Source organism: Bosea vaviloviae (assembly GCF_001741865.1).
In the GTDB taxonomy this organism is placed as follows: Bacteria; Pseudomonadota; Alphaproteobacteria; order Rhizobiales; family Beijerinckiaceae; genus Allobosea; species Allobosea vaviloviae.
Genome location: NZ_CP017147.1, coordinates 4,888,273 through 4,910,389 on the forward strand (window position 1 = coordinate 4,888,273; position 22,117 = coordinate 4,910,389).

Here is a 22,117-nt window from a genome sequence, read left to right on the forward strand (position 1 = left end):
CGTCACGCTCCTTCCTCCGCAGACAGCGCCAGTTCGGCCCGCGATCGATTCTGGGCCGAGCTCGCGGCCGCCGCGGCGGCCTGATCGCCGCCTGCACCCATCGTCTGGACCGCGACCATCGAGTCCGCGAATTCGATCCCCACGGTCGGGAAGGTCGTGACCATGGTCTTCACCGCGACCCGCTGGACATAGCTCGGCTGGATCGGTTTGACGGTGAATTTGAAGCGAACAAGGATCGCATTGTCCAAGATGTCGGCAACGCCCTGCATGCGCAGCGGGGCGATGAAATCATTGGCGAATTCGGGGTCCGCCTGCATCTGGTCGCCGATCTTCTTGACCGTCTTGCGCAGTTTCTCGAGATCGGTGTCGCGCTTGAAGCGAAGGTTGAATTTAACGGTCGCCCAGTCCCGGCTGAAATTGGTGATCTGGCCGAGCTGACCGAACGGAATGGTGTGGACCTGGCCATTCTGATGGCGCAGCCGGATCGAGCGCAGCGTGAAGCCTTCGACGGACCCCTTCGCCTTGCCGCAATCGATGTACTCGCCGATGCGGAAGGCATCGTCGCTCAGGTAGAATATTCCCGAGACGATGTCGCGGACGAGCGCCTGGCTGCCGAAGGACAAAGCCAGCCCGAACACCGATGCCCCGGCCAGGAGCGGCGCGATGTTGACCCCCACCTCCGAGAGCACGATGAGCAGGGCCAGCACGCAAATCGTGATCGCGAGCACGACCCGCAACAGCGGCAGCATGGTCGCAAGGCGGGAGCCGGAGCCGCCGCCCTCCCCTCCGGCCGCGGCGTCGGCGGCCGTCGCCGGTGTCGCGCGGGTGAAAAAATCGACCAGCTCCCAGGCTACGAAGGCAAGGAACAGCGTCACGGCTGTGGCGAGGGACGAACGGGCGAGCGTCCGCCAGCCCTGCTCGTCGACGAGCGCAAAGACATCCACAATCCAGCTTTGCGCGACGAAGACCATGATCGCGAGCAGGATGGCTGTCCGGATGCAGCGAATGACGACATCGGTAAAACCGCGCGGAGACGGCATCGCCGCCGCATCGGCGGCGGGCTCAGCGGTCGGCTCGCCCTCTGCGACGTCAGGCACGGCCGCCGGGCGTGGCTGGGTCAGGTAGCGTGCCAGCGTTTGAAACAGGATCAATGCGATCAGCGCATTGAGCGTCAGGAGCACGGCGTTGGGCACGGTGTAGCGCGCGACCACGGCGCCGTAGATCTGGGTGAGCCCGAGCGCTAGGAAAAGCGGCGCCGCGACGGTGAGCCAGTGAGCGCCCAGCCAGCCGGCCAGGCTGTTTGGGGCCGAGGCCAGCCCGGCCAGCCAGCGGCCGACGGCGATGCGCGAGCGCGCGGCCATCCAGAAGACGAAGCTCAGCACGAGGCTCGTCACCAGGATCTGGCCGGCGGCGATCGCCTCCGCCGGGGTCCCGGTCGCGATCAGCAGGCGGATCACGATCCGCAGGACCATGATCAGGAGGACGATCAGCGTGATGCGGCGATACAGGGCAGCGGCTTCGCCATCGTCCATTGCCGCGAGGCGGGCGCCGGCGAGGCCTGGCCGCAGCACGAAGCGGAAAGCCAGCATGTAAAGCCGCCAGGCGAAGATCCCCGCCAGGACCGCGGCCGCCAGCTTGTCCTGGCCGACGCCGCGGGAAAACCAGATGCCGATCGCGCCATAGCTGACGAGCCAGACGGCGGCGACGCCGACAAGATCGAGCACCAGGATCCCGCCGATCGGCAGCAGCGCAGAAGGGCCGGATGTCGCGGCGACTCTTGCACCAAGGCGCGTTCGCAGGCCGCCGAACAGCGCCGCCACGAGCCGTTCGACGGTGAGCGCCAGCGCCGCGGAGATGAACAGGAGCAGGAGAAACGCCGATAATCCGCGGCCATCGCCGGCCTGGACGATCAGCCGGGGAAATTCCGCCAGCCGGCGGCCGAGTTCAGGGAAAGCCGCCAGCGCGGCAGCGCCTCTGTCGACGAATTGCGCTACCCGGGTTTCGAGCGGATCCGGCGTCGCGGCACCGGCGGCGTCCGAGGCCCCTCCTCTCGCCGCCGGCGCGGACGCGGGAGCCTTCAGCTTCTCGACGACAGATCGACCGATAGCTTCGACAAGTGCGTCGAACTGTTCCTGGCTGATCCCGGTGGGCGGAGCCGGGGTTTGGGCGAGCGCTGGAAGCGAGAGGGCGTGCAAACATAAAAACAGGCAGAATAGAGGCGCGAGCGCCAGAAACCTTAAAGCTGACCTAGATGGGCGCTTGCTGAATTGTTTCTGAGCAGACATTGACGCACGCCCACCGGCCACCAGGTCAGAAAAATAGCTGAAGTCATTTGTGGCAAGCAGGCCCATATCGCCGATATTGTCCGCCGCTTTATAGAATGAAATTCGACAACCCCTGGCAATATCTGCTTAGGCAGACTAATTTCATCACTGATAAGTTTTCAGCCTACCATTTTACATATGAAAATTATAGAGCGCCAGCTCAATTGACCGAAGCCTCCTATAGGGCCAAGGTTAGTCGATGCGAACCGCGTCGACAAGCTTCACGGCATCCGCAAGGTCAAGTTTTATGTGCAGGAGCCTTAGCGCATGTTGGGCTGGGAAATTAGGGCAGGGCGGGGCCAGCGCTAGGGAATGCGGAGCTGATGTTCCAGGAACTCATATGCAGGCAACTCACGTCCCAAGAGCGCATGTCCCGAGAGCGCATGCCTCTGGTGGCGCGCGGCGGCCGGCACCGTTCAGCCGGGCTCTCCACCGGGTCCTGATGGCGGTCGCATGCGCCCTTCCCGCCCCGGCCAGCCTTGCCGAAGAGCGGCCTGGCAGGGAGGCGACCGCCTCAGAGGCCGAGCCGTCAGCGACAGGACCGGTGATCTATATCGACACCTCCGCGACAATGGCGAGATCGCCGGGAAACAGTTTCATTATTGGCCGGCGCGGTTTTTTCTCGATCACGGGCAGCTCCAGCAAGTCCCTCTCCATCGATGCCCCGCTGACCATCGACATCACCGACGATCTGAGCGTCTATGCAGGCTTCGATTTCAGCAGCTCCAAGACGGCTTCCACGCCATGGTCGCAGCTGGCCATCGGCAGCTTCAGCACCGGTTTCGACTATACCTTCATCGAGCAGAGTCGGTTTGTCCCCGAGCTTTCGGTCTCCGGTTCGGCGTCCCGGCCTGTCAGAATTCCCGCAGGATCGGCTCTGACGACGACATGGTCAGGGGGGATCGATGCGGATTACGCCCTCGACGAGGCGGGACACCGCGGCCTCATCGCAGGCCTCGGGCTGACCTATGTCACCGTCAATTCCGGGCCGGGCCAACTTCAACCGCTCTATGGCGGCTATGTCGGGGCTTATCATCAGTGGGAGGCCGGCTGGAAGCTGACGGGAAAGGCCGGCTACGCCACCTTTGGCGGCGGCAATCTCGGCACGGTCATTCGCGCCACGCCGGTTCGGCAGGTCTTTGCGGTCATGGAATTCGAGAAATACGATGCCGCCGACAACAAGATTTTCGGCGTGGGGCTGGCTGGCGCGCTGTCGCGGAGCACGACCGGCAAGACCAGCACCTCCATCCAGCTCGTCCTCTCCGTACCGCTCTACCTGACCCGGAAACGCTGAGCTTCGGCCAAAGGTCACGCGAACCCCGCAGACAGCGCGCCGGCCGGGTACGTCAGCTCCAGATCCGCCTCTTTTCAACTCTGGCTGGGCGGCTCCGGCTTCGGCAGCTCCTCGATGGCTTTGCCAAGCCGGTCGAGCTCGAGCGAATAGCAGAACAGAGCAAACAGCACCCAGAGCACGATAAAGCCCCTGGCCAGGGCCTGGTCGAGCGAGGGCAATGCGGCGAGCTCGGGCAGGTGCCGGAAGAACAGTACCGAGAACACCGCGCTGCCAAAGAAGAAACTGGAGCGCCCGGCAAACTGGACGAGATGACCGAGGAAGGGGCTGTGGACCGGCGCCACCACCGCGACCCAGCGATATCGCGCCCAGTAGGCACAATGCAGGATCAACGTCGCCAACACGATTTCCAGCTCGACGAGGCGGCTCACCTGCTGCGGTTCGCCTATCCGCAGGATCATCTGACGAAACAACGGAAACATCACCCAAAACAGCACCGTCGCCGCTGCGGTCTGGACAGCCAGGAGACCAAGATAGACGGCCTCCTTCCGGAAAGCCGCGAGAATTGCGCGACGGGGCATGCCGGATGGTGCAGAGCCGCGCCGCTCATGGCAAGTCTGGTTGCGGCAAGTCTGGTTGCGGCAAGTCTGGTCAGGGCGTGTCTGGCGAGCGCCGGCGTCGTTGAGAAAGCCCGGCCGGCGTGAAAGTCGAGTGGCCCCCCCCGATGCTGCGCCGCCCAGCTGGCTGCCTGTGCCGACCTTCCCGGCCGCCAGGCCGCGAAGCAGGCTGCGTATTTCCGCATAGGATCGCAGGGACTTCCACGAGCCGCAACTCGCTGATCTCGGAACGGCGCCGGATTGATGAGCCTGTCTCATAAGGCCAATCGGCTCTGCTTCTGGAACGCTTCCAAGCTCTGAGCAGTTAGGGGGTCAGGCATCCGCGAAGCGCGGCATCGCGACGGCGTGTCCTCCCATGGGCGAGTTCTCCATGGCGATCGTCGGTCAGCGCGAGGTCGCTGCAAGCGTCGGTTTTTCCGGAGTGAGCATGAATTTACCCACCGATCTGGCGGCGACGCGCCGCGACGTGTTGGTCGGCACCGCAGCCGCGGTTGCGACGACATCATCCGCCTCGCGGCTCGCCGCACAAACCCCGACGGAGACCGGCGCTGCCAGCCTGGGCTCCGTCATCCTGCCTGTTTCATTCGAGGTCAACGGCGCGCAACGCGAGCTCAACCTCGATGCGCGGACGACGCTGCTCGACGCGCTGCGGGAAAATCTCCGCATGAACGGCACGAAGAAGGGCTGCGATCACGGCCAGTGCGGCGCTTGCACCGTCCTTGTCGAGGGCCGGCGCATCAATTCCTGCCTGACGCTCGCCGTCATGCATCAGGGCGAGCGCATCACCACGATCGAGGGCCTCGGCACGCCCGCCGACATGCATCCGATGCAGGCCGCCTTCGTCAGGCATGACGGCTTTCAGTGCGGCTACTGCACGCCAGGCCAGATTTGCTCGGCGGTCGGCGTTCTCGACGAGATCAAGGCCGGCATCCCCAGCCAAGTCAGCGCCGACCTGACTGCCCTTCCCGAAGGATCGCAAGCCGAGATCCGGGAGCGCATGAGCGGCAACATCTGCCGCTGCGGCGCCTATTCCAACATCGTCGACGCCATCACCGAAGTGTCCGGGAGGAAGGCATGAAATCCTTCACCTATGAGCGTGCCGCCACGCCGGCGCAGGCTGCGTCAGCCGCCGCCCGAAACCCGGATGCGCGCTTCATCGCCGGCGGGACCAACCTGCTCGACCTGATGAAGCTCGAGATCGAGACCCCGCGCCACCTGATCGACGTCAACGGCCTGGCGCTCGACACCATCGCCTCGACACAGGATGGCGGCCTGAGGATCGGCGCGCTTGTACGCAACACCGATCTCGCGGCCGATGCGCGCATCCGGCGCGATTACGGCTTGCTGTCGCGCGCGCTTCTGGCAGGCGCTTCGGGCCAGCTCCGCAACAAGGCAACGACGGCCGGCAACCTGCTGCAGCGCACCCGCTGCCCCTATTTCTACGACACCAACCAGCCCTGCAACAAACGGCAGCCCGGCACCGGCTGCTCGGCGCTGGGCGGCTTCAGCCGGTCCCTCGCGGTGGTGGGCGCAAGCGATGCCTGCATCGCCACCCATCCCAGCGACATGGCGGTTGCGATGCGGGCGCTGGACGCGCAGGTCGAGACGGTGAGGTCCGATGGCGGAACGCGCAGCCTGCCGATCGCCGAATTCTATCGGGCGCCGGGCGAGACGCCCCACCTTGAAACCACCCTCGCCCCGGGAGAGCTGATCACGGCGGTGACCTTACCCAGGCCGGTCGGCGGCAAGCATGTCTATCGCAAGGTGCGCGACCGCGCGTCCTATGCATTCGCGTTGATTTCGGTCGGCGCGATCGTGCAGCGCGACGGCAGCGGGCGCGTTGCCCTGGGCGGCGTCGCCCACAAGCCGTGGCGGATCGAGGCGGCGGAGGCCCAGTTGCCGCAAGGCGCCAAGGCCGTGACGGAGCGCCTGCTGGCGAATGCCAGAACCACCCATGACAATGCCTTCAAGCTTCCGCTGGTCGAGCGCACGCTCGCCGCCGTGCTTGTCGAAGCGAGGGCCTGAAGCCATGAAGTTCGACACACAAGCCACCACCAATCCAATCGACAGGCTCAAGGTCATCGGGCAGCCGCTGGACCGGATCGACGGGCCGCGCAAGGCGACCGGCACGGCCCGCTACGCCTATGAGCAGCACGATGTCGCGCCGAACCAGGCCTATGGCCATGTCGTCGGCTCGGCCATCGCCAAGGGCCGGATCACCGGAATGGACCTTGCCGCCGCGCGGCAGGCGCCCGGCGTGTTGACCATCGTCACAGCGCAGAGCGCCGGCAAGCTCGACAAGGGCAGATACAACACCGCCAGCCTGCTGGGCGGCCCGGAGATCCAGCACTACCATCAGGCGGTGGCTCTCGTCGTAGCCGAGACCTTCGAGCAGGCCCGCGCTGCCGCGCAGTTGGTCAAAGTGCGTTATTCGGACGCGAAGGGCAGCTTCGATCTCGCCGCCGTCATGGACAGCGCTCCCGATGCGCCGGCCGACGGGGAGACACCGACCCAGACGGCCGTCGGCGACTTCGCGGGCGCCTTCGCCGCCGCGCCGGTGAAACTCGACCAGAGCTATTCGACGCCCGATCAGGCCCACGCGATGATGGAGCCGCACGCCTCCATCGCGCGCTGGGAGGGCGACAAGCTGACGCTGTGGACCTCGAACCAGATGATCGCCTGGAGTGCGGGTGACATGGCCAAGACGCTGGGCATTCCCAGGGAGAACGTCCGGCTGATCTCGCCCTTCATCGGCGGCGGCTTCGGCGGCAAGCTTTTCAACCGCGCCGACGCGCTGCTGGCGGCGCTGGGCGCGCGGGCGGCCGGGCGGCCGGTCAAGGTCGCCCTGACGCGGCCGATGATGTTCAACAACACCACCCACCGTCCGGCGACGATCCAGCGCATTCGCATTGGCGCGACGCCCGACGGCAAGATCACCGCGATCGGACATGAGAGCTGGTCCGGGGATCTGAAGGATGGCGGGCCGGAGGTCGCGACGCAGCAGACGCGCCTGCTCTATGCCGGCGCCAACCGGATGACCTCGCTGAAGCTAGCGGTCCTCGATCTTCCCGAGGGCAATGCGATGCGCGCACCGGGCGAGGCGCCGGGCCTGATGGCGCTGGAGATCGCCATGGACGAAATGGCGGAGAAACTCGGCCTGGACCCGATCGAGTTCCGCATTCGCAACGACACCCAGGTCGATCCGGAGAAGCCGCAGCGGCCGTTCTCGCAGCGCCGCCTGGTCGAGTGCCTGCGCCTGGGTGCGGAGCGTTTCGGCTGGGACAAGCGCTCAGCGACACCAGCTACCGTCCGGGACGGCAAATGGCTCGTCGGCATCGGCGTCGCCTCCGCCTTCCGCAACAACCTCGTCATGAAGTCCGGCGCACGGGTCCGGCTCGATCGCGACGGCACCGTCACGGTCCAATCCGACATGACCGACATCGGCACCGGCAGCTACACCATCATCGCCCAGACGGCCGCAGAAATGATGGGCCTGGCCATCGACAAGGTGAAGGTCGAACTCGGCGACTCGAGTTTCCCTGTCTCTGCCGGCTCCGGCGGCCAGTGGGGAGCAAACTCGGCGACCGCGGGCGTCTACGCGGCCTGCGTCAAACTGCGCGAGGCCGTGCTGCAAAAACTCGGAATCAACACGGCCGATGCGGTGTTCGAAGATGGCGCCGTGAGATCGGGCAATCGCGCCGTCCCGCTGGCGTTTGCCGCGCGCGAGGCCGATATCGCCGTCGAGGATACGATCGAGTTCGGCGACCTCGACAAGACGCACCAGCAATCGACCTTCGGCGGCCATTTCGTCGAGGTCGGCGTGGACGCCGCCACCGGCGAGGTCCGGCTCCGGCGCATGCTCGCCGTCTGCGCGGCGGGGCGCATCCTCAACCCCAAATCCGCCCGCAGCCAGGTCATCGGCGCGATGACGATGGGCGCGGGCGCGGCCCTGATGGAGGATCTCGTCATCGACCGGCGCCGCGGCTTCTTCGTCAATCACGACCTGGCGGGTTACGAGGTTCCCGTCCACGCCGACATCCCCCACCAGGACGTCGTCTTCCTCGATGAGACCGACCCGATGTCGTCACCGATGAAGGCCAAGGGCGTGGGCGAACTCGGCATCTGCGGTGTGGGAGCGGCGGTCGCCAATGCGGTCTACAATGCCACCGGCGTGCGCGTGCGCAATTATCCGATCACCTTGGACAAGCTGCTCGACAAGCTGCCATCGGTGAGCTGAGGTACGGGATTGGGCCCATCTCCGTTACGTGCTTATGTCCGGGTCAGGCCAGCATCTGGAAACTCAGAGCCGCACTATTTGCAAAACAAAATCCGGCGTCGGAATCACGCCGCCAAAGCAGGCACTCCTGCCGGAGTGGGAAGGCCTTTCACCCGGCTGCAAGACATAATGTTTGAGCTTTCCTCAGCCCTCATCGATCGGCCGCGAAGGGCTTGAGATCGCAGAAAGCCGGCATGCCGGTCATCGCCTCCGCCAGGAGCCGCCCGATGCCCGGCCCCAGGATTAAGCCGTGATGGGCGTGGCCGAAGGCGACGGCGCTCATGGCTGGTTCTGGCGCAACCGTGGCAACAAGGATGTCACGATCCGGCTGAAGACCAACGGAGCCTATATCGAGATCAAGCGCATGGTCTGACGACCTCGACAATCGGGTGGGCCGGATGCGTGGTGCAATGCTTGGCACTCCGGCCGGCCCCTCCCCTTTGATAAGCCGAGGATCACCCCAGCTATAGGAGTAGGCTCGCTCCGGTCGAGCCGCATGAGTGCGACGCCAAGCTGCAGCCGAGCGCAAAAGGAAGCCCGACTTCATGCAAGAAAGGGGAATCCGGAGACCGCTCGTACCGATGAAAGCCGCCCTGGCCAGCGCGTGGTCGAGATACGCGCTTGGCGCGATGACGGGACTTGGTGCTGTGCTCGGCCTCACTGCTCTGGGCCTGGCCATCCTGGTCGCGTGGGACAGCGCCACCCCGGCCGACAATTCGCCACCGACCATGATCGCGCTGGCGATTCTCGGTGATTCCAGCAGCCATTCCTATCAGGATAGCCTGAGCTTCCCGCCGGGCTCCGCCGACCGTGGCGGCGTGTTCCACGCCCGTACCTTCCAGTGGACCGAAGCGTTGGCGCGCCTGCGCGGCCATGAGCTCAATCCCGGACCGTGGGTACGCTGGGGACGGGCTGACCAAATAGCCTGGTTGCGCGATTTGATCGGGCTGCATGCCGGCCGGACGCCAAGGAAGGAGGATTACCTTTATAATTTCGCGAATTCCGGCGCCACTTGCAGGAATTTGATGGGTGGTCCGCTACAGCGTCATTCTCAGGCGCCGCGACTGGTGGAGCTGATGGACCATGACCCTGGGCGCTGGCGCAACGGCGTCGTCGTCATCCGGATCGGCAACAACGACTGGTCGGCGCTGCTGGATGACCAGGCGCGCGATCCCAGGGCGCCCAGGGTGCGTGCTGCGGCAGCGTATTGCGCGGAACAGATCGCGGCTGCCATACGCCTGATCCATGCCGCTCATCCCAAGACCCGCATCCTGTTGGTCGGCACGGATAATGAGGTCAATGAACCGGCGATCGACAAACGTTATCCCGCCGCAGCCATCGCCAACATTCAAACCGCCTTCGACGACTTCAACGCCCAGTTACGCGAGCTGGCCAGTACCGACGCACGCATCGCCTTCTTCGATCTCGGAGCCTGGTTTGAGGGCCTTTGGGGCAGGCGCGCCCCTGACGGCACTGCGGCATTCAAGACAGTCACCATTGGCGGAAAGCTGCGCGTAACCAACACAGTCGGGGACGAGCCCACTAATGCGGAGCTGGCGGATCATCACGGCGGTCTTGTCTGGAATGCGCTATGGGCACAATCGCTTGTCATGCGCCTGCGCGAGGCCTTCGACCTGCCTTTGACACCGATCAGCGACGAGGAAGTGGCACGCTTCGTCACCACCCAGTGAGCAGGTCAGCACTCAATTCCTGACATGATGGCGGACATGGTCGCGCTCGCCGGTTTCTGATTGCCTCTGCTGTCCGACCCCGTCGCCCGGTTTCACCGTCAGGCCGGTCCTCGCCTAGACCAGTCCTTGCCTAGAAGCGATCGGCCGCGAAGGGTTTGAGGTCGCAGAAGGCCGGCGCGCCGGTCATCGCTTCCGCCAGGAGCCGCCCGGTGACTGGGCCCAGGGTGAAGCCGTGATGGGCGTGGCCGAAGGCGAACCACAGGCCGCTATGCCGGGCAGCCCGGCCGATCACCGGCAGCATGTCGGGCAGGCAGGGGCGCGCGCCGCGCCATGGCTGCGCATCCAGGCGCTGGCCGAGCGGCATGATCCGCCGCGCGATCGTCTCCGCCTGGTCGAGCTGCCAGTTGTCCGAGGGCTCGTCGCGGCCGGCAAGCTCGATGCCGGTGGTCAGGCGAATGCCGCGCTGCATCGCGCTCAGCACGAAACCCGCCTGCGCATCGCAGAGCGGGTGCTGCGGCACAGCCTCGTTCACGGCGGCGTAATGCATATGGTAGCCGCGCTTGAAAGCGAGCGGGAAGCGATAGCCGAAGCGCTCATAGAGATCGCCCGACCAGGGCCCGAGCGCCACGACGACCTCCGCTGCCCGCCAGTCTCCGGCCTCGGTTGGCAGGCGCCATTGCGCACCCTCCTGGCGCAACTCCAGCGCGTCCGCCTTCACCAGCGTGCCGCCGCGCGCGGCGAACAGCCCGGCATAGGCGCGCGTCACCGCACCGGGATCGCTGACGGTGACGGGGTCGCGCCAATGCAAGGCGCCTGCGGCAGCGCCGAGCAGCAAAGCAGGCTCCAGGGCGCGCAAGGTCTCAAGGTCCAGCACATCATAGGTGAGCCCGTAGCCGTGCAAGCCCGCCGCGGCGGAAACCGCCTGCTCGAGCGCGCGCGGGTTCCGGTAGAGCTCGACCCAGCCCTCGCCGCGCATCAGCGCTTCCGTGCCGGCGGCCACCGCCCAGTGTCGATGCTCATCGATGCTGCGCTCGATCAACGGCAGGATGGCGCGACCCAGCCTGTCGAGCCGCTCCGGCGCCGAATTCCACCAGTAGCGCGCCAGCCAGGGCGCCATCCGCAAGAGCGTCGCCGGCCGGTAGCGCACGGCGATGGAACGGTTCGAGGCGAAGGCGGCAAGCGTCGCGAGATCGCGCGGGAAGGCGTAGGGGACGACGGAGGAGCGCTCGATCAGCCCGGCATTGCCATGGCTGGTTTGCCCTCCCGGTTCACCGCGATCGACCAGCAGGACGCTGCGGCCGCGCTCCTGCAGATGCAGGGCCGCGCTGACGCCGATGATGCCGGCCCCGAGAACGATCACGTCGGCTTGCCGTGTCTGGGCCTGTCGTGTCTGCGCCTGGCGTATTCCGGCCTGCCCTGTTTGCGCCTGTTCTGTTGCAGTCGTCATCGCGCCGGGCAGAGCCGTCTCCCTATCGCCCAACGCTGAGCAGCGGCTTGGGGCGCGCGCAGCTTGAGGCATGGCTGCCTGGGGCATAGCCACAGACGAGCCTCAAACCATAGTGATTTGCAAGAAAATAAAAATACTTTGACAGCGTGATAGAAAAATTTCTTGATTGCGACATCGCCGGGAGTTCCGATGTCGCAGACACTCCGCCAGAGATTGCAGGCCTGCCTCACTGGGGGCTCCCGCGCCGACAAGGCGCTGGCGAGCTACATGCTGGCGCGGATGCCGAGCCTGCCATTCGAGACGGCCGCGAGCCTGGCCGAGAAGGTTTCGTTGAGCGAGCCGACGGTGGGGCGCTTCTGCCGGACGCTCGGCTACAGGAGCCTGAAGGATCTCAAGGCGAGCCTCGCCGATGAGATCGGCGACAGCCCCTGGCTGATCAGCGACCGGCTGCGCGATTTCCAGCAGCGCAGCCGCGCCGGGGACGACCAGCTGGCGCGCAGCCTCGAGCTCGAGATCGCCGGCCTCGTCAGGCTCTACGAGCTTGCCCAGAGCGAGGAGTGGAAGCGCGTGGCGCGCCGGCTCGCCAGCGCGCCCGTGGTCTACATCACCGGCTTCCAGACCGAGCGCGGGCTGGCGCAATACCTCGCCAACCAGCTCCAATACCTGCGCGACGGCGTGCATCTCGTCGACCTCGCCGCCGGCAATTTCTCCGAGCTCCTGCTCCCGGACGAGCCCGGGCGCTGCCTGGTGATCTTCGAGGCGCGGCGCTATTCGCGCATGGCAAAAGTGCTGGCGCGGGAAGCAAAGGCTGCCGGCATCGCGACCACGCTCGTCACCGATTCCTTCTGCGACTGGGGGCGCGGGCTGGTCGACGAGATGCTGGTCGTCTCGACCGAGTTCAACCTGTTCTGGGACTCGACCGCCCAGATGGCGAGCCTGAGCAACCTCCTGATCAACGCCGTCTTCGTCGAGCTCGGCCCGCAGGTCGAGCAGCGGCTGAACCGGATGGCGGAGCTCTATGGCCGCTTCACCGGCCATGTCGGCGACAATTCCGGCCCGCTCGACTGACGGGCCGCCTTCCAAGCCTTCCATGCCTGCGCAGCATCTCACGACAAAAAGGGGAAACGGGATGAAGACGATGATGACACGCAGCCTGCTGGCCATGGGTTTCGCGAGCTTGGGCCTCGCAGGCTTGGGCCTCGCAGGCCTGGCCGCAACCACCGCGCAGGCGCAGGAGGCGACCTTCGTGATGACCGCGCGCCTCGTCGGCGCGCCGACCTACAATCCGACCAAGGCGACCAAGCTCAATACGGCGACGACGCTGATCTTCGACCGTCTGGTCGTGCAGGACGCCGACCAGAGCTTCCATGGCCAGCTCGCCTCCTCCTGGGAAGCCAGCCCCGACGGCATGCAATGGACCTTCAAGCTCAAGCCCGGCGTCAAGTTCCACAATGGCGAGCCGTTCAACGCCCGGACGATCGAATGGTGGGTGCCGCAGTTCAAGGGCACCGAGAACGCCTTCACCGTGGAGGCGATCGAGCGTGTCGAGGTCGTCGACGATTTGACCGTGCGCTTCCACATGAAGCGCCCCGACCCGAACCTGCTGTTCAACCTCGCCACATCCTTCATGTGCATTCCCGAGCCGAAATCCTACACGGCGCTCGGCGACAGCTTCGGCGTGACCGATGCCATCGGCACCGGCCCCTACAAGATGCAGCAATTCAGCGTCGGCCAGCAGACCGTGCTGGTGCGCAATGACGACTATGCCTGGGCGTCCGACCTCTCGGCCAATCGCGGGCCGGCCAAGTTCAAGAAGCTGACCTTCCGCGAAATCGCCGAGGAATCGACCGCCTATCTCGAATTGAAGACCGGCGGCGCCGATATGCTGGTCAATGTCCCGACCGACTTCCTGCCGCGCATCCAGGCCGACAAGGCGGTGAAGCTCGTCACCCTTCCCGGCAATGAGCTGGTCTATATGCCGATCAACACCAGCGTCGAGCCGTTCACCGACGTCAAGCTGCGCGAGGCCACCGCCTTCGCCGTCAACCAGAAGGAGATCCTGACCAGCCTCTATGGCGGTAATGGCGCGGCGGCGGACACCTTCCTGATCGCCTCGCTGAAGGAGTCGCAGGTCGAGCCGAAATACAAGATCTCCTACGACCCGGAGCGCTCGAGAAAACTCTTCGACGCAGCCGGCTGGAAGGCAGGCCCTGACGGCATCCGCGTCAAGGACGGCAAGCGCCTCGAGGTCAAGCTCTGGACCCAGAACGGCACCGAGTTCAAGCGCCTCGTCGAGATCGTCCAGGCTCAGCTCAAGGCTGTCGGCATGCAGGCCGATATCAGCATCATCGATGCCGGCTCGATCAATGCGCAGTACCGCAAGAAGACCGAGCACCAGCTCGCGATCCGCGCCTATCAGTGGACCAATGCCGACATCGTCGACTGGTTCTTCGCGGCCAAGCGCGCCGGCTACCCCAATGTCTCGATGTTCAACGACCCGGAGGCGGAGCGGCTGAACGACATCGCGATGAACAAGTCCAAGAGCTGGGACGAGCGCGTCGCGAACTTCACCCGCTATCATGAATATGTGCTGTCGCAGTACGCCTTCGCGCCGATCTACCAGCCGGCGCAGAGCCTGGCCTATGGCAAGCGCATCGTGCTGCCGCAGGAGATCCGCGGCACCGGGCTCTACGGGCCGACCATGCTCGACATTGCTCCGGCAAACTGAACTGAGCCCAAGCGAACCGAGCCCGGTCCCGGCCGCATAGGGGAGAGCGCCTTGCTGCAATTCGCGATCCGGCGGCTCGCCATGCTGATACCGGTGTTCCTCGCCGTCTCGCTGGTGATCTTCATGATCATCCACCTCGTCCCGGGTGATCCGCTGGAGCATCTGATCCAGGTCGGCTCCTCGCCCGAGCAGCGGGCGCGGATGATCGCCCGCTACGGCCTCGACCAGCCGCTGCTCGTGCAGTACGGGCGCTGGCTCGCCAAACTCGTCACGGGCGATCTCGGCGACGCCATCGTGATGCGCCAGCCGGTCGCGCGGCTGATCGCGGAGAACATGCCGCACAGCCTGGCGCTCGGCGGCGCGGCGCTGATCTTCTCCACCACGGTGGGGATCGTCACCGGCGTGCTCGCCGCCTCCTTCCGCGACAGCCTGTTCGACCGGGCGGTGATGGGCTTCATCCTGCTCGGCTCGACGCTGCCGAGCTTCTGGCTGGCGCTGCTGATGATCCTGATGTTTGCCGTGCAGTTCGAATGGTTCCCGGTTTCCGGCGCGCGCAGCTGGGACGCGCTGGTCCTGCCGGCGCTGACCATCGGCATCGGCGGCACGGCGCTGATCGCCCGCGTCACCCGCGCCGCGATGATCGAGATCGCCGGCCGCGATTTCGTGCGGGTGCTCCAGGCCAAGGGCCTGCCGTTCTGGCGCATCCAGCTGCGCCATGTGCTCCAGCAGGCGATGCTGCCGGTGATGACGATCCTGGGCCTGCGCATCGGCTGGATCCTCGGCGGCGCCGTCACCGTGGAATATGTCTTCGCCCGGCCGGGCCTCGGCTCGCTGCTGATCACCGCGCTCGGCCAGCGCGACTATCCGCTAGTGCAGGGCTGCCTGCTGATGCTCGCCATCGCGGTGATGCTCGGCACGCTGCTCGGCGACCTGGCTCAGGCGGCGCTCGATCCGCGCCTGCGCGAAGCCATGGGTGCGAGATGAACGGGTGCAAGATGAGGGCTACAAGATGAGGGCTGCACGATGAGCCGTCCGTCGCTGGCCGCCCGCCTTGCCCGCTCGCCGCGCGGCGCCATCTGCGCGCTGTTCCTGATCGCGCTCGTCTGCTGCGCCATCTTCGCGCCCTGGATCGCGCCTTACGACTATGCCGCCCAGCAGCTCTCGATCGCCAATACGTCGCCCTCCCCGGCGCATTGGCTCGGCACCGACGAGTTCGGGCGCGACCTGCTCTCGCGCATCATCCAGGGCGCGCGCACCTCGCTCAGCGTCAGCGTGCTGTCGATCGCGCTGTCGGTGCTCGCGGGAGCGACGCTTGGCGCCGCCGCCGGCTATTTCGGCGGCGTCTTCGACCGCGTCGTCACCGTCCTCGTCGACCTGACCTGGTCCTTCCCCGAGATCCTGCTGGCGCTGATCCTGATCGCGATCCTGGGCCCGGGGCTGCATTCCACCGCGATCGCCATCGCGATCGCCTATCTCGCCCAGTTCACCCGATTGACGCGTGCGCAGGTGATGGCGCTGCGGGGCGAGCTCTTCATCGATGCGGCGGTGGCGGCCGGCGCCCATCCCGGCCGCGTGCTCTTCCGCCATCTTCTGCCCAATGCGATGACCCCGGTCATCGTCGCCGGCATGCTGGCGACGGGCGACGCCATCGTGCTCGAGGCGACGCTGGGCTTCTTCGGGCTCGGCGCGCAGCCGCCAGTCCCGAGCTGGGGGGCGATGATGAGCTCCGGCACGGCGCAGATCTTCATCGCGCCCTGGATCATCATCTTTCCCGGGCTCGTCATCGCCACCACCGTGATCGCCATCAACCTGTTCGGGGACGCGCTGATCGAGGCGCTCGATATCCGCGCCTCGCTGCGCGACGGCTGACGCGCCGCATCACCCAAGACAAACACCAGGGATCGTAGGGAACGCCATGAGCTTCACCGTGCTGACCGCAGAGTTCTCGCATGAGAGCAACACCTTCAGCCGCTGCCCGGCCGATTACGCCGCCTTCACGGATCGCGGCATCAGGCTAGGCGACGCCGCCATCGCGGAGCGCGGCGAGGCCAATACGCCGATCGCCGGCTTCCTCGATATCGGTCGCCCGGCCGGCTGGCGGGTGATCCATGCGATCAGCGCCGCCGCCCAGCCCTGCGGCCCGGTGACGCGTGACGCCTTCGACCGCATCGCCGATGTCATCGTCGATGCGGCCAAGGCCCATGCCGGGGCGATCGACGGCGTGCTGCTCGGCCTGCACGGCGCGATGGTGACGGAGTTCTCCGAGGATGGCGAAGGCGAATTGCTCAAGCGGCTGCGCGCCGTGCTTGGCCCCAAACTGCCGATCGGCGTCACGCTCGACCCCCATGCCAATGTCACCCGGGCGATGACGGAACTGGCCGACATCGTCGTCTCCTACAAGACCTATCCGCATGTCGATGTCCGCGAGACCGGGCGGCTGGCAGCCGGCATCCTGCAGCGCACCATGGCGGGCGAGATCAGGCCGGTGACGCTGCGCGCTGAGCGGCCGATGCTGGAGGAGGTCAATGGCGGGCGCACCGATATCGGCCCGATGGTCGCGCGCATCGCCAAGGCGAAGGCCTATGAACAGGAGCCGGGCGTCTTCGCCGTCAGCGTCAATGGCGGTTTCGGCAATGCCGATATCGCCGAGGTCGGCCCGACCGTGCTCGTCACCTGCCAGGGCGATCTCGATCGTCATCGCGGCTTCGCCGAGGCGCTGGTCGAGGATATGTGGCAGCGCCGCTTCGAGATGGTGACGCCCTTCCTGCTGGTGGCAGACGCCGTCGCGGAGGCGGCCGCCTATGTCGCGACATCAGGCCCGCTGATCATCGCCGATTACGCCGACAACCCCGGCGGCGGCGGCTATGGCGACGCGACCGGGCTGCTGAAAGCCATGATCGAGGCCGATCTGAAGGAGGCCTGCTTCGGCCCGATCGTCGATCCCCAAGCCGCGGCCGAACTGCACAAGGCGCAGCCGGGATCGACGGTGTCGGTCAGGCTCGGCGGCAAGGTCGATCCCGGGATCGGCGGCGGGCCGCTTGCCCTCACCGGCACGCTCGTCAGCCTGAGCGACGGCGACTATGTCGGCGACGGCCCGATGCTCGGCGGTCTGCATGCGAGCTGGGGGCCCTGCGCCGTGTTGCGCGTCGGCGATATCGAGATCCTGGTCACCACGATCCGGGCGCAGATGAACGACCTGCAGCAATTTCGCGCCTTCGGTATCGATCCCGCGGCCAAACACGTGGTGGCGCTGAAGTCGATGCAGCATTTCCGGGCCGCCTTCGAGCCGATCGCCGGCAAGGTCATCGTCTGCGACAGCGGCGCGCTGTGCACGCCGGATCTGACCAAGCTGCCCTATCGCCGCGTGCGTCGGCCGATCTACCCGCTCGATCCAGATTTTGCCGCTCGATAAATGATGGCGCGGTAGCAGCCGCTCGCTCCGGCCATTGCGAAGGCCGGAACGGCGCTTGCCGGCCCCTCCCCGCTTTGTCCCGCCGAGATCTCTTCGCACCGCCGGATTGCTGTCAGCCACGCGCACTGATCGGCCTACTGCAATGGAGGCGGTCCGGCGCGCGGTCCCGGACCCTAACTAGCCGGAGCCGTCCGTCCTGTAAGGATGGCCAACGCCGCAGCCAAAGCAAGAATGCCGGCACTGAGGCCGAATGTCACCTCGTAGCCCGCGGCGTCATAAAGAAGACCGCCGACCGTGGCCCCCAGCGTGATCGCGAGTTGAATCACGGCAACCATGAGTCCGCCCCCTGCCTCCGCATCCTCCGGCAAGCTGAGCGACAGCCAGGTGAACCACCCGACCGGAGCCGGCGTCGCGAGGAGGCCCCAGGCCCCCAAAAGCACCGCCGCGCCGACGACCCAGCCCCCGAAGACGACGAGGCCCACTGCGATGACGACCATCAGCAGCGGAATGGCAATGACCGTCGCGTACAGGTGTCGCTCGATGAGCTCGCCAATAGCCATGGTCCCGACAAGACCTGCGACCCCGATTCCCAGCAGGATGAGTGAGAGGGTCGAGACATCGACGCGCGTCACGGTTTCGAGGAACGGTCGCAGATAGGTGAAGAGGGTGAACTGCCCCATGAACAGAAGCGCCACCGCGGTCATGCCGACCGCGATCTTGGGTTGAGCCAGGAGCAAGAGGACGTTGCCGGTGCCGCGCTTGCGCTCGCTCGGCAATGCCGGAAGGGTCATTGCCTGCCAGATCAGCGCCATCGCGGCGAGTGGAACCACGCTGAAGAAGGCCCCGCGCCAGCCGATGAGCGAGCCGATGAAGGCTCCCAGCGGAGCCGCGACGGTTGAGGCGAACGCACTGCCGCCCTGAAGGATGGCGATGGCTTTGGGCACGCTGGCCTTGGGCACGATGCGGATCAGAACCGCCGTTGACATCGACCAGCAGCCGCCAATGGCGATGCCCAGCAAGGCGCGGCCGAGCATCAGCAGGGCATAGCTCGGCGCGAGTGCAACCAGAGCGCCAGACACGATCATCAATGCTGTCAGGGACAACAGAACGCGCTTTCGGTCGAGCCGCCGGGTCACCCATGAAATGCCGAGGCTCGTCGCCACCGCGAAAATACCTGAAATGGAGATGGCCTGTCCGGCCTGGCCCTCGGTCAGCCCCAACTCGCTTGCCAGAGGCGTCAGCAGGCTCACCGGCATGAACTCGGACGCCACCAGGACAAAGGCACATAGCGACATCGCGCAGACGGCGCTCCATGGTGCGGAGGCCTCACGTAGATCGACAGTATTGGCGGGAACATGAACTTGCATCGGGGTGCCTCGCGGTCGTCGTTCGTCGACCCGCCGTAGGCGCGCCAACGTCACTCAGGGTTTTGGTATGGCTGCGCCTGCGGAGCCCAGCTCAGACGCGCGAGCATCGTCGGCGCGAGTGGCTTGGATCGGTTGAGGTTCAACCTAAGGCCTGGCAATTTCAGCGAATAGCCATGCCGAACGGCTTGCAATCATGAGCACGGCTTCTCAATCGACCAGCCTGGCGACAGCTCGATTGATGAGCTTATTTTCTGATGACAAGCGAATTCACCCGGCTAATTCATTCCCGCCGCATCGCTTAGGTTGCTGCCAGCAACAGGAGCGAACGACATGAACGGCGATGCGACGAAGGAAACCGGAACGGCGCTGACCCAGCGGCGCGAGATGTTGAAACTAACCGGACTCGCCGCGCTGGGCCTGGCGTCCAACATGGCCGCGCCGGCCATGGCCCAGCAGACGCTGGCTTGGGACAAGACCTTCCCGAAGAGCGATCGGGTCGAGCATCGCAAGGTGTCCTATGCCAATCGGCTCGGAATCACCCTCGTCGCCGACCTCTACCTCCCAAAGGGGCTCGAACGCTCCCGGCGGTATCCGGCGCTCGTTGTCGGCACGCCTTTCGGCGCGGTCAAGGAGCAGGCATCGGGCCTCTATGCCCAGACGATGGCGGAGCGAGGGTTTGTCGCCATCGCGCACGATCCCTCCTATGTCGGTGAAAGCGGCGGCCAGCCGCATGAGATCGCGTCCTCGGAGGCGCTGGTCGAGGACTTCAGCGCCGGCGTCGACTACCTCGGCAAGCTGTCATTCGTGGATCGCGAGCGCATCGGCCTGATCGGCGTCTGCGGTAGTGGCGGCTTCGGGCTCGCAGCAGCGGAGATCGATCCGCGCATCAAGGCGGTGGCAACCGTCAGCATGTACGACATCGGCCAGGCGAAGCGTCAGGGACTTTCGGCCGCAGCCGACGAGGCCTCGATCAGGAAATCCTTGGAGAAGGTCGCCGCGCAGCGCTGGGCCGAGGTCGATGGCGCGGAGCGGACGATGGTGATCGGTACCCCTCAGGCGATCACGGCGGCCTCGACCGAGATCGATCGCGAGTTCTTCGACTATTACCGCACCCCTCGCGGCCAGCATGCGCGCTCGACGACCGCGTTCTCGACCACCAGTGACGCGCAGATGATGCAGTTCTGGTCGTATGAGCGGCTGGGCTGGATCTCGCCCCGTCCGGTCCTGTTCATTACCGGCGACAAGGCGCATTCGCGCATCTTCAGCGAGCATGCCTATGCCAGGGCGAGTGAGCCCAAGGAGCTCTTCATCGTGGCGAATGCGGGCCACGTCGACCTCTACGACCGGGTCAACCTCATCCCTTGGGACAAGCTGAAGAGCTTCTTCGATCGCAATCTGTCAGCCTAGAGCCGTTTCCGATCCAACTGGATCGTTCAACAGCTCCTGTTCTTTGTTTGAATGCGTTTTCTTCACGCGAAACGGTGTCCACTTCGCTCGAAAACGCTCTAACGCTCGCCCCTGGACACGTCTTGGATCGAGAGCGCGGATACTTCCGGCTCTCGATCGTCCATTGGGAGCCATAGAAAATGCTGTTCAAGACCACGCAGATCGCAGGCATCGTCACGCTCGCAATGATCGGTAACGCCATGGCCCAGGAACGCATCACGATCTCATCGGAATGGGGCTCGGTCACTGCCGAGTTCGCCGACAACGCAGCGACCAAGGCGCTCATTCCAATGCTGCCGCTGACCATCGATATGAGCGATCATCTTCGCCAGGAGAAGACCGGCAACTTGCCATCGCCTCTCCCCACGTCCCCACGACAGCGCGAGTTCAAGAACGGGACGCTCGGCCTGTGGGGGCCTGACCACTTCGTGGTCTACTACCGCGACGGACAGGTTCCCCAACCTGGAATCGTCATCCTCGGGCAGGTGAAGGGTGGCGCCTCCATATTCGATCGCCCGGGCGCGGTGTCGATCCGGGTCGAGCGCGCCAAATAGCCCGAGGCCACGAGTTGCCAATCGCTGTCACGCTCGTCAATCTGGCTCCCGGTATGAAGGGCTTCATGAGTGCCGCGTGACAATGTGAATGAGCTAGTCGCGTTCCTCGCGGTCGCGCGGGAGCGCAGCTTTACCAAGGCCGCAGCCAAGTTCGGCCTGTCGCAGTCGGCCATGAGCCATACCGTGCGGCAACTGGAGGCGCGCCTTGGTGTTCGCCTCCTGACGCGCACGACCCGGGCCGTGTCCCTGACTGACGCCGGCGAACGGCTGCTGGACGGGATCGGTCCGCATTTCGACGAGATCGAGGCCCAGGTCGAGGCCCTCGGCGACCTGCGGGACAAGCCGGCCGGCACCATCCGGATCGTCGCTGCCGACTACGCCATCAAATATGTGCTCTGGCCCAAGATCAGGACGTTCCTGCCGCACTACCCGGACATCAAGGTCGAGCTGATCCTCGACAACGGCCTCACCGATATCGTGACCGAGCGCTACGATGCCGGCGTCCGGATGGGTGAGCACCTCGCCAAGGACATGATCTCGGCTCGGATCGGCCCGGATTTCTGCCTGGCGGTGGTCGGGTCACCGGCGTACTTCGCTGGCCGGACGAAGCCCGCCCATCCCAAGGATCTGGTCGGTCACGCCTGCATCAATTTTCGCCTGCCGAGTTCTGGCGGCCTGTACGCCTGGGAATTCGAGGAAGATGGGCGCGAGATCAGGATACGCGTCGATGGCCAGCTCGCCTTCAACAACACCTTCGAGTCGCTCGAGGCGACGCTGGACGGCTTCGGCTTGGCCTATATCCCCGAGGAGATCATCCTTCCCTATGTCGCCGACGGCCGCCTGATCCGCGTCCTCCAGGAATTCTCCCCGCCATGGGATGGGTACCACCTTTATTATCCGAGCCGCCGGCAATCATCTCCGGCGTTCGTCGCGCTGTTGGATGCACTCAGGCACCGCGTGTGAA

The 22,117-nt window shown here is 65.6% G+C and carries 17 protein-coding genes; 13 read left to right on the forward strand and 4 right to left on the reverse strand.

Going from position 1 to position 22,117, the window contains the following annotated elements; genetic code table 11:
• Window positions 1-2: 2 nt before the first annotated feature.
• Window positions 3-2,195 carry a mechanosensitive ion channel domain-containing protein gene (locus BHK69_RS22415; RefSeq protein ID WP_069692024.1) on the reverse strand — a complete coding sequence of 731 codons (2,193 nt, stop codon included), beginning with the start codon at window positions 2,193-2,195 and terminating at the stop codon, window positions 3-5.
• A gap of 673 nt (window positions 2,196-2,868) precedes the next feature.
• On the opposite strand from BHK69_RS22415, the gene BHK69_RS22420 reads away from it, so the two are divergent.
• Complete coding sequence (locus tag BHK69_RS22420; RefSeq protein WP_069692025.1) at window positions 2,869-3,618, forward strand: hypothetical protein; 750 nt, start codon at window positions 2,869-2,871, stop codon at window positions 3,616-3,618.
• 74 nt (window positions 3,619-3,692) lie between these two features.
• On the opposite strand, the gene BHK69_RS22425 is transcribed toward BHK69_RS22420, so the two are convergent.
• Window positions 3,693-4,196, reverse strand: a complete 504-nt coding sequence (locus tag BHK69_RS22425; protein ID WP_069692026.1) for a hypothetical protein — start codon at window positions 4,194-4,196, stop codon at window positions 3,693-3,695.
• A gap of 463 nt (window positions 4,197-4,659) precedes the next feature.
• Here BHK69_RS22425 and paoA point away from each other — a divergent pair, with 463 nt between their 5' ends.
• The 4 genes from paoA (at window position 4,660) to BHK69_RS22445 (ending at window position 10,199) form a co-directional block, all read left to right on the forward strand.
• A complete protein-coding gene (gene paoA, locus BHK69_RS22430) occupies window positions 4,660-5,310 on the forward strand; it encodes an aldehyde dehydrogenase iron-sulfur subunit PaoA (protein WP_069693893.1) in 651 nt (216 codons plus the stop codon).
• A complete protein-coding gene (locus BHK69_RS22435; RefSeq protein WP_069692027.1) occupies window positions 5,307-6,257 on the forward strand; it encodes an FAD binding domain-containing protein in 951 nt (316 codons plus the stop codon). The genes paoA and BHK69_RS22435 overlap by 4 nt, the downstream gene beginning before the upstream one ends.
• Before the next feature lie 4 nt (window positions 6,258-6,261).
• Window positions 6,262-8,469, forward strand: a complete 2,208-nt coding sequence (gene paoC, locus BHK69_RS22440) for an aldehyde oxidoreductase molybdenum-binding subunit PaoC (protein ID WP_069692028.1) — start codon at window positions 6,262-6,264, stop codon at window positions 8,467-8,469.
• Between the two features lie 620 nt (window positions 8,470-9,089).
• Entirely contained in the window at window positions 9,090-10,199 is a 1,110-nt protein-coding gene (locus tag BHK69_RS22445; RefSeq protein WP_158516261.1) for an SGNH/GDSL hydrolase family protein, read from the forward strand.
• Window positions 10,200-10,329: 130 nt separating this feature from the next.
• Here the strand turns inward: BHK69_RS22445 and BHK69_RS22450 are convergent, their stop codons facing one another.
• Entirely contained in the window at window positions 10,330-11,646 is a 1,317-nt protein-coding gene (locus BHK69_RS22450) for an NAD(P)/FAD-dependent oxidoreductase (RefSeq protein WP_083269620.1), read from the reverse strand.
• A gap of 189 nt (window positions 11,647-11,835) precedes the next feature.
• Between BHK69_RS22450 and BHK69_RS22455 the strand changes: the two genes are divergently transcribed.
• The 5 genes from BHK69_RS22455 to BHK69_RS22475 all read left to right on the forward strand — a co-directional run bounded on the left by BHK69_RS22455 (window position 11,836) and on the right by BHK69_RS22475 (window position 17,786).
• Entirely contained in the window at window positions 11,836-12,714 is an 879-nt protein-coding gene (locus tag BHK69_RS22455; protein ID WP_069692030.1) for a MurR/RpiR family transcriptional regulator, read from the forward strand.
• Between the two features lie 61 nt (window positions 12,715-12,775).
• Window positions 12,776-14,374 (forward strand): ABC transporter substrate-binding protein, encoded by a 1,599-nt coding sequence (locus tag BHK69_RS22460; RefSeq protein ID WP_069692031.1) that lies wholly within the window; start codon window positions 12,776-12,778, stop codon window positions 14,372-14,374.
• A gap of 51 nt (window positions 14,375-14,425) precedes the next feature.
• Window positions 14,426-15,358: an ABC transporter permease gene (locus BHK69_RS22465; RefSeq protein WP_069692032.1), complete on the forward strand. Its 933-nt coding sequence runs from the start codon at window positions 14,426-14,428 to the stop codon at window positions 15,356-15,358.
• Window positions 15,359-15,397: 39 nt separating this feature from the next.
• Entirely contained in the window at window positions 15,398-16,243 is an 846-nt protein-coding gene (locus BHK69_RS22470; RefSeq protein ID WP_069692033.1) for an ABC transporter permease, read from the forward strand.
• Between the two features lie 46 nt (window positions 16,244-16,289).
• The gene (locus BHK69_RS22475) at window positions 16,290-17,786 is read left to right on the forward strand and encodes a M81 family metallopeptidase (RefSeq protein ID WP_069692034.1); all 1,497 of its coding nucleotides are present in this window, start codon (window positions 16,290-16,292) and stop codon (window positions 17,784-17,786) included.
• 173 nt (window positions 17,787-17,959) lie between these two features.
• Here the strand turns inward: BHK69_RS22475 and BHK69_RS22480 are convergent, their stop codons facing one another.
• Window positions 17,960-19,153, reverse strand: a complete 1,194-nt coding sequence (locus tag BHK69_RS22480) for an MFS transporter (protein WP_069692035.1) — start codon at window positions 19,151-19,153, stop codon at window positions 17,960-17,962.
• A gap of 330 nt (window positions 19,154-19,483) precedes the next feature.
• Between BHK69_RS22480 and BHK69_RS22485 the strand changes: the two genes are divergently transcribed.
• The 3 genes from BHK69_RS22485 (at window position 19,484) to BHK69_RS22495 (ending at window position 22,116) form a co-directional block, all read left to right on the forward strand.
• Window positions 19,484-20,560 carry an alpha/beta hydrolase gene (locus tag BHK69_RS22485; RefSeq protein WP_069692036.1) on the forward strand — a complete coding sequence of 359 codons (1,077 nt, stop codon included), beginning with the start codon at window positions 19,484-19,486 and terminating at the stop codon, window positions 20,558-20,560.
• Between the two features lie 179 nt (window positions 20,561-20,739).
• Window positions 20,740-21,153 carry a cyclophilin-like fold protein gene (locus BHK69_RS22490; RefSeq protein ID WP_244548285.1) on the forward strand — a complete coding sequence of 138 codons (414 nt, stop codon included), beginning with the start codon at window positions 20,740-20,742 and terminating at the stop codon, window positions 21,151-21,153.
• Window positions 21,154-21,222: 69 nt separating this feature from the next.
• The gene (locus tag BHK69_RS22495) at window positions 21,223-22,116 is read left to right on the forward strand and encodes a LysR family transcriptional regulator (RefSeq protein WP_069692037.1); all 894 of its coding nucleotides are present in this window, start codon (window positions 21,223-21,225) and stop codon (window positions 22,114-22,116) included.
• The last annotated feature ends 1 nt before the right edge of the window (window position 22,117 follow it).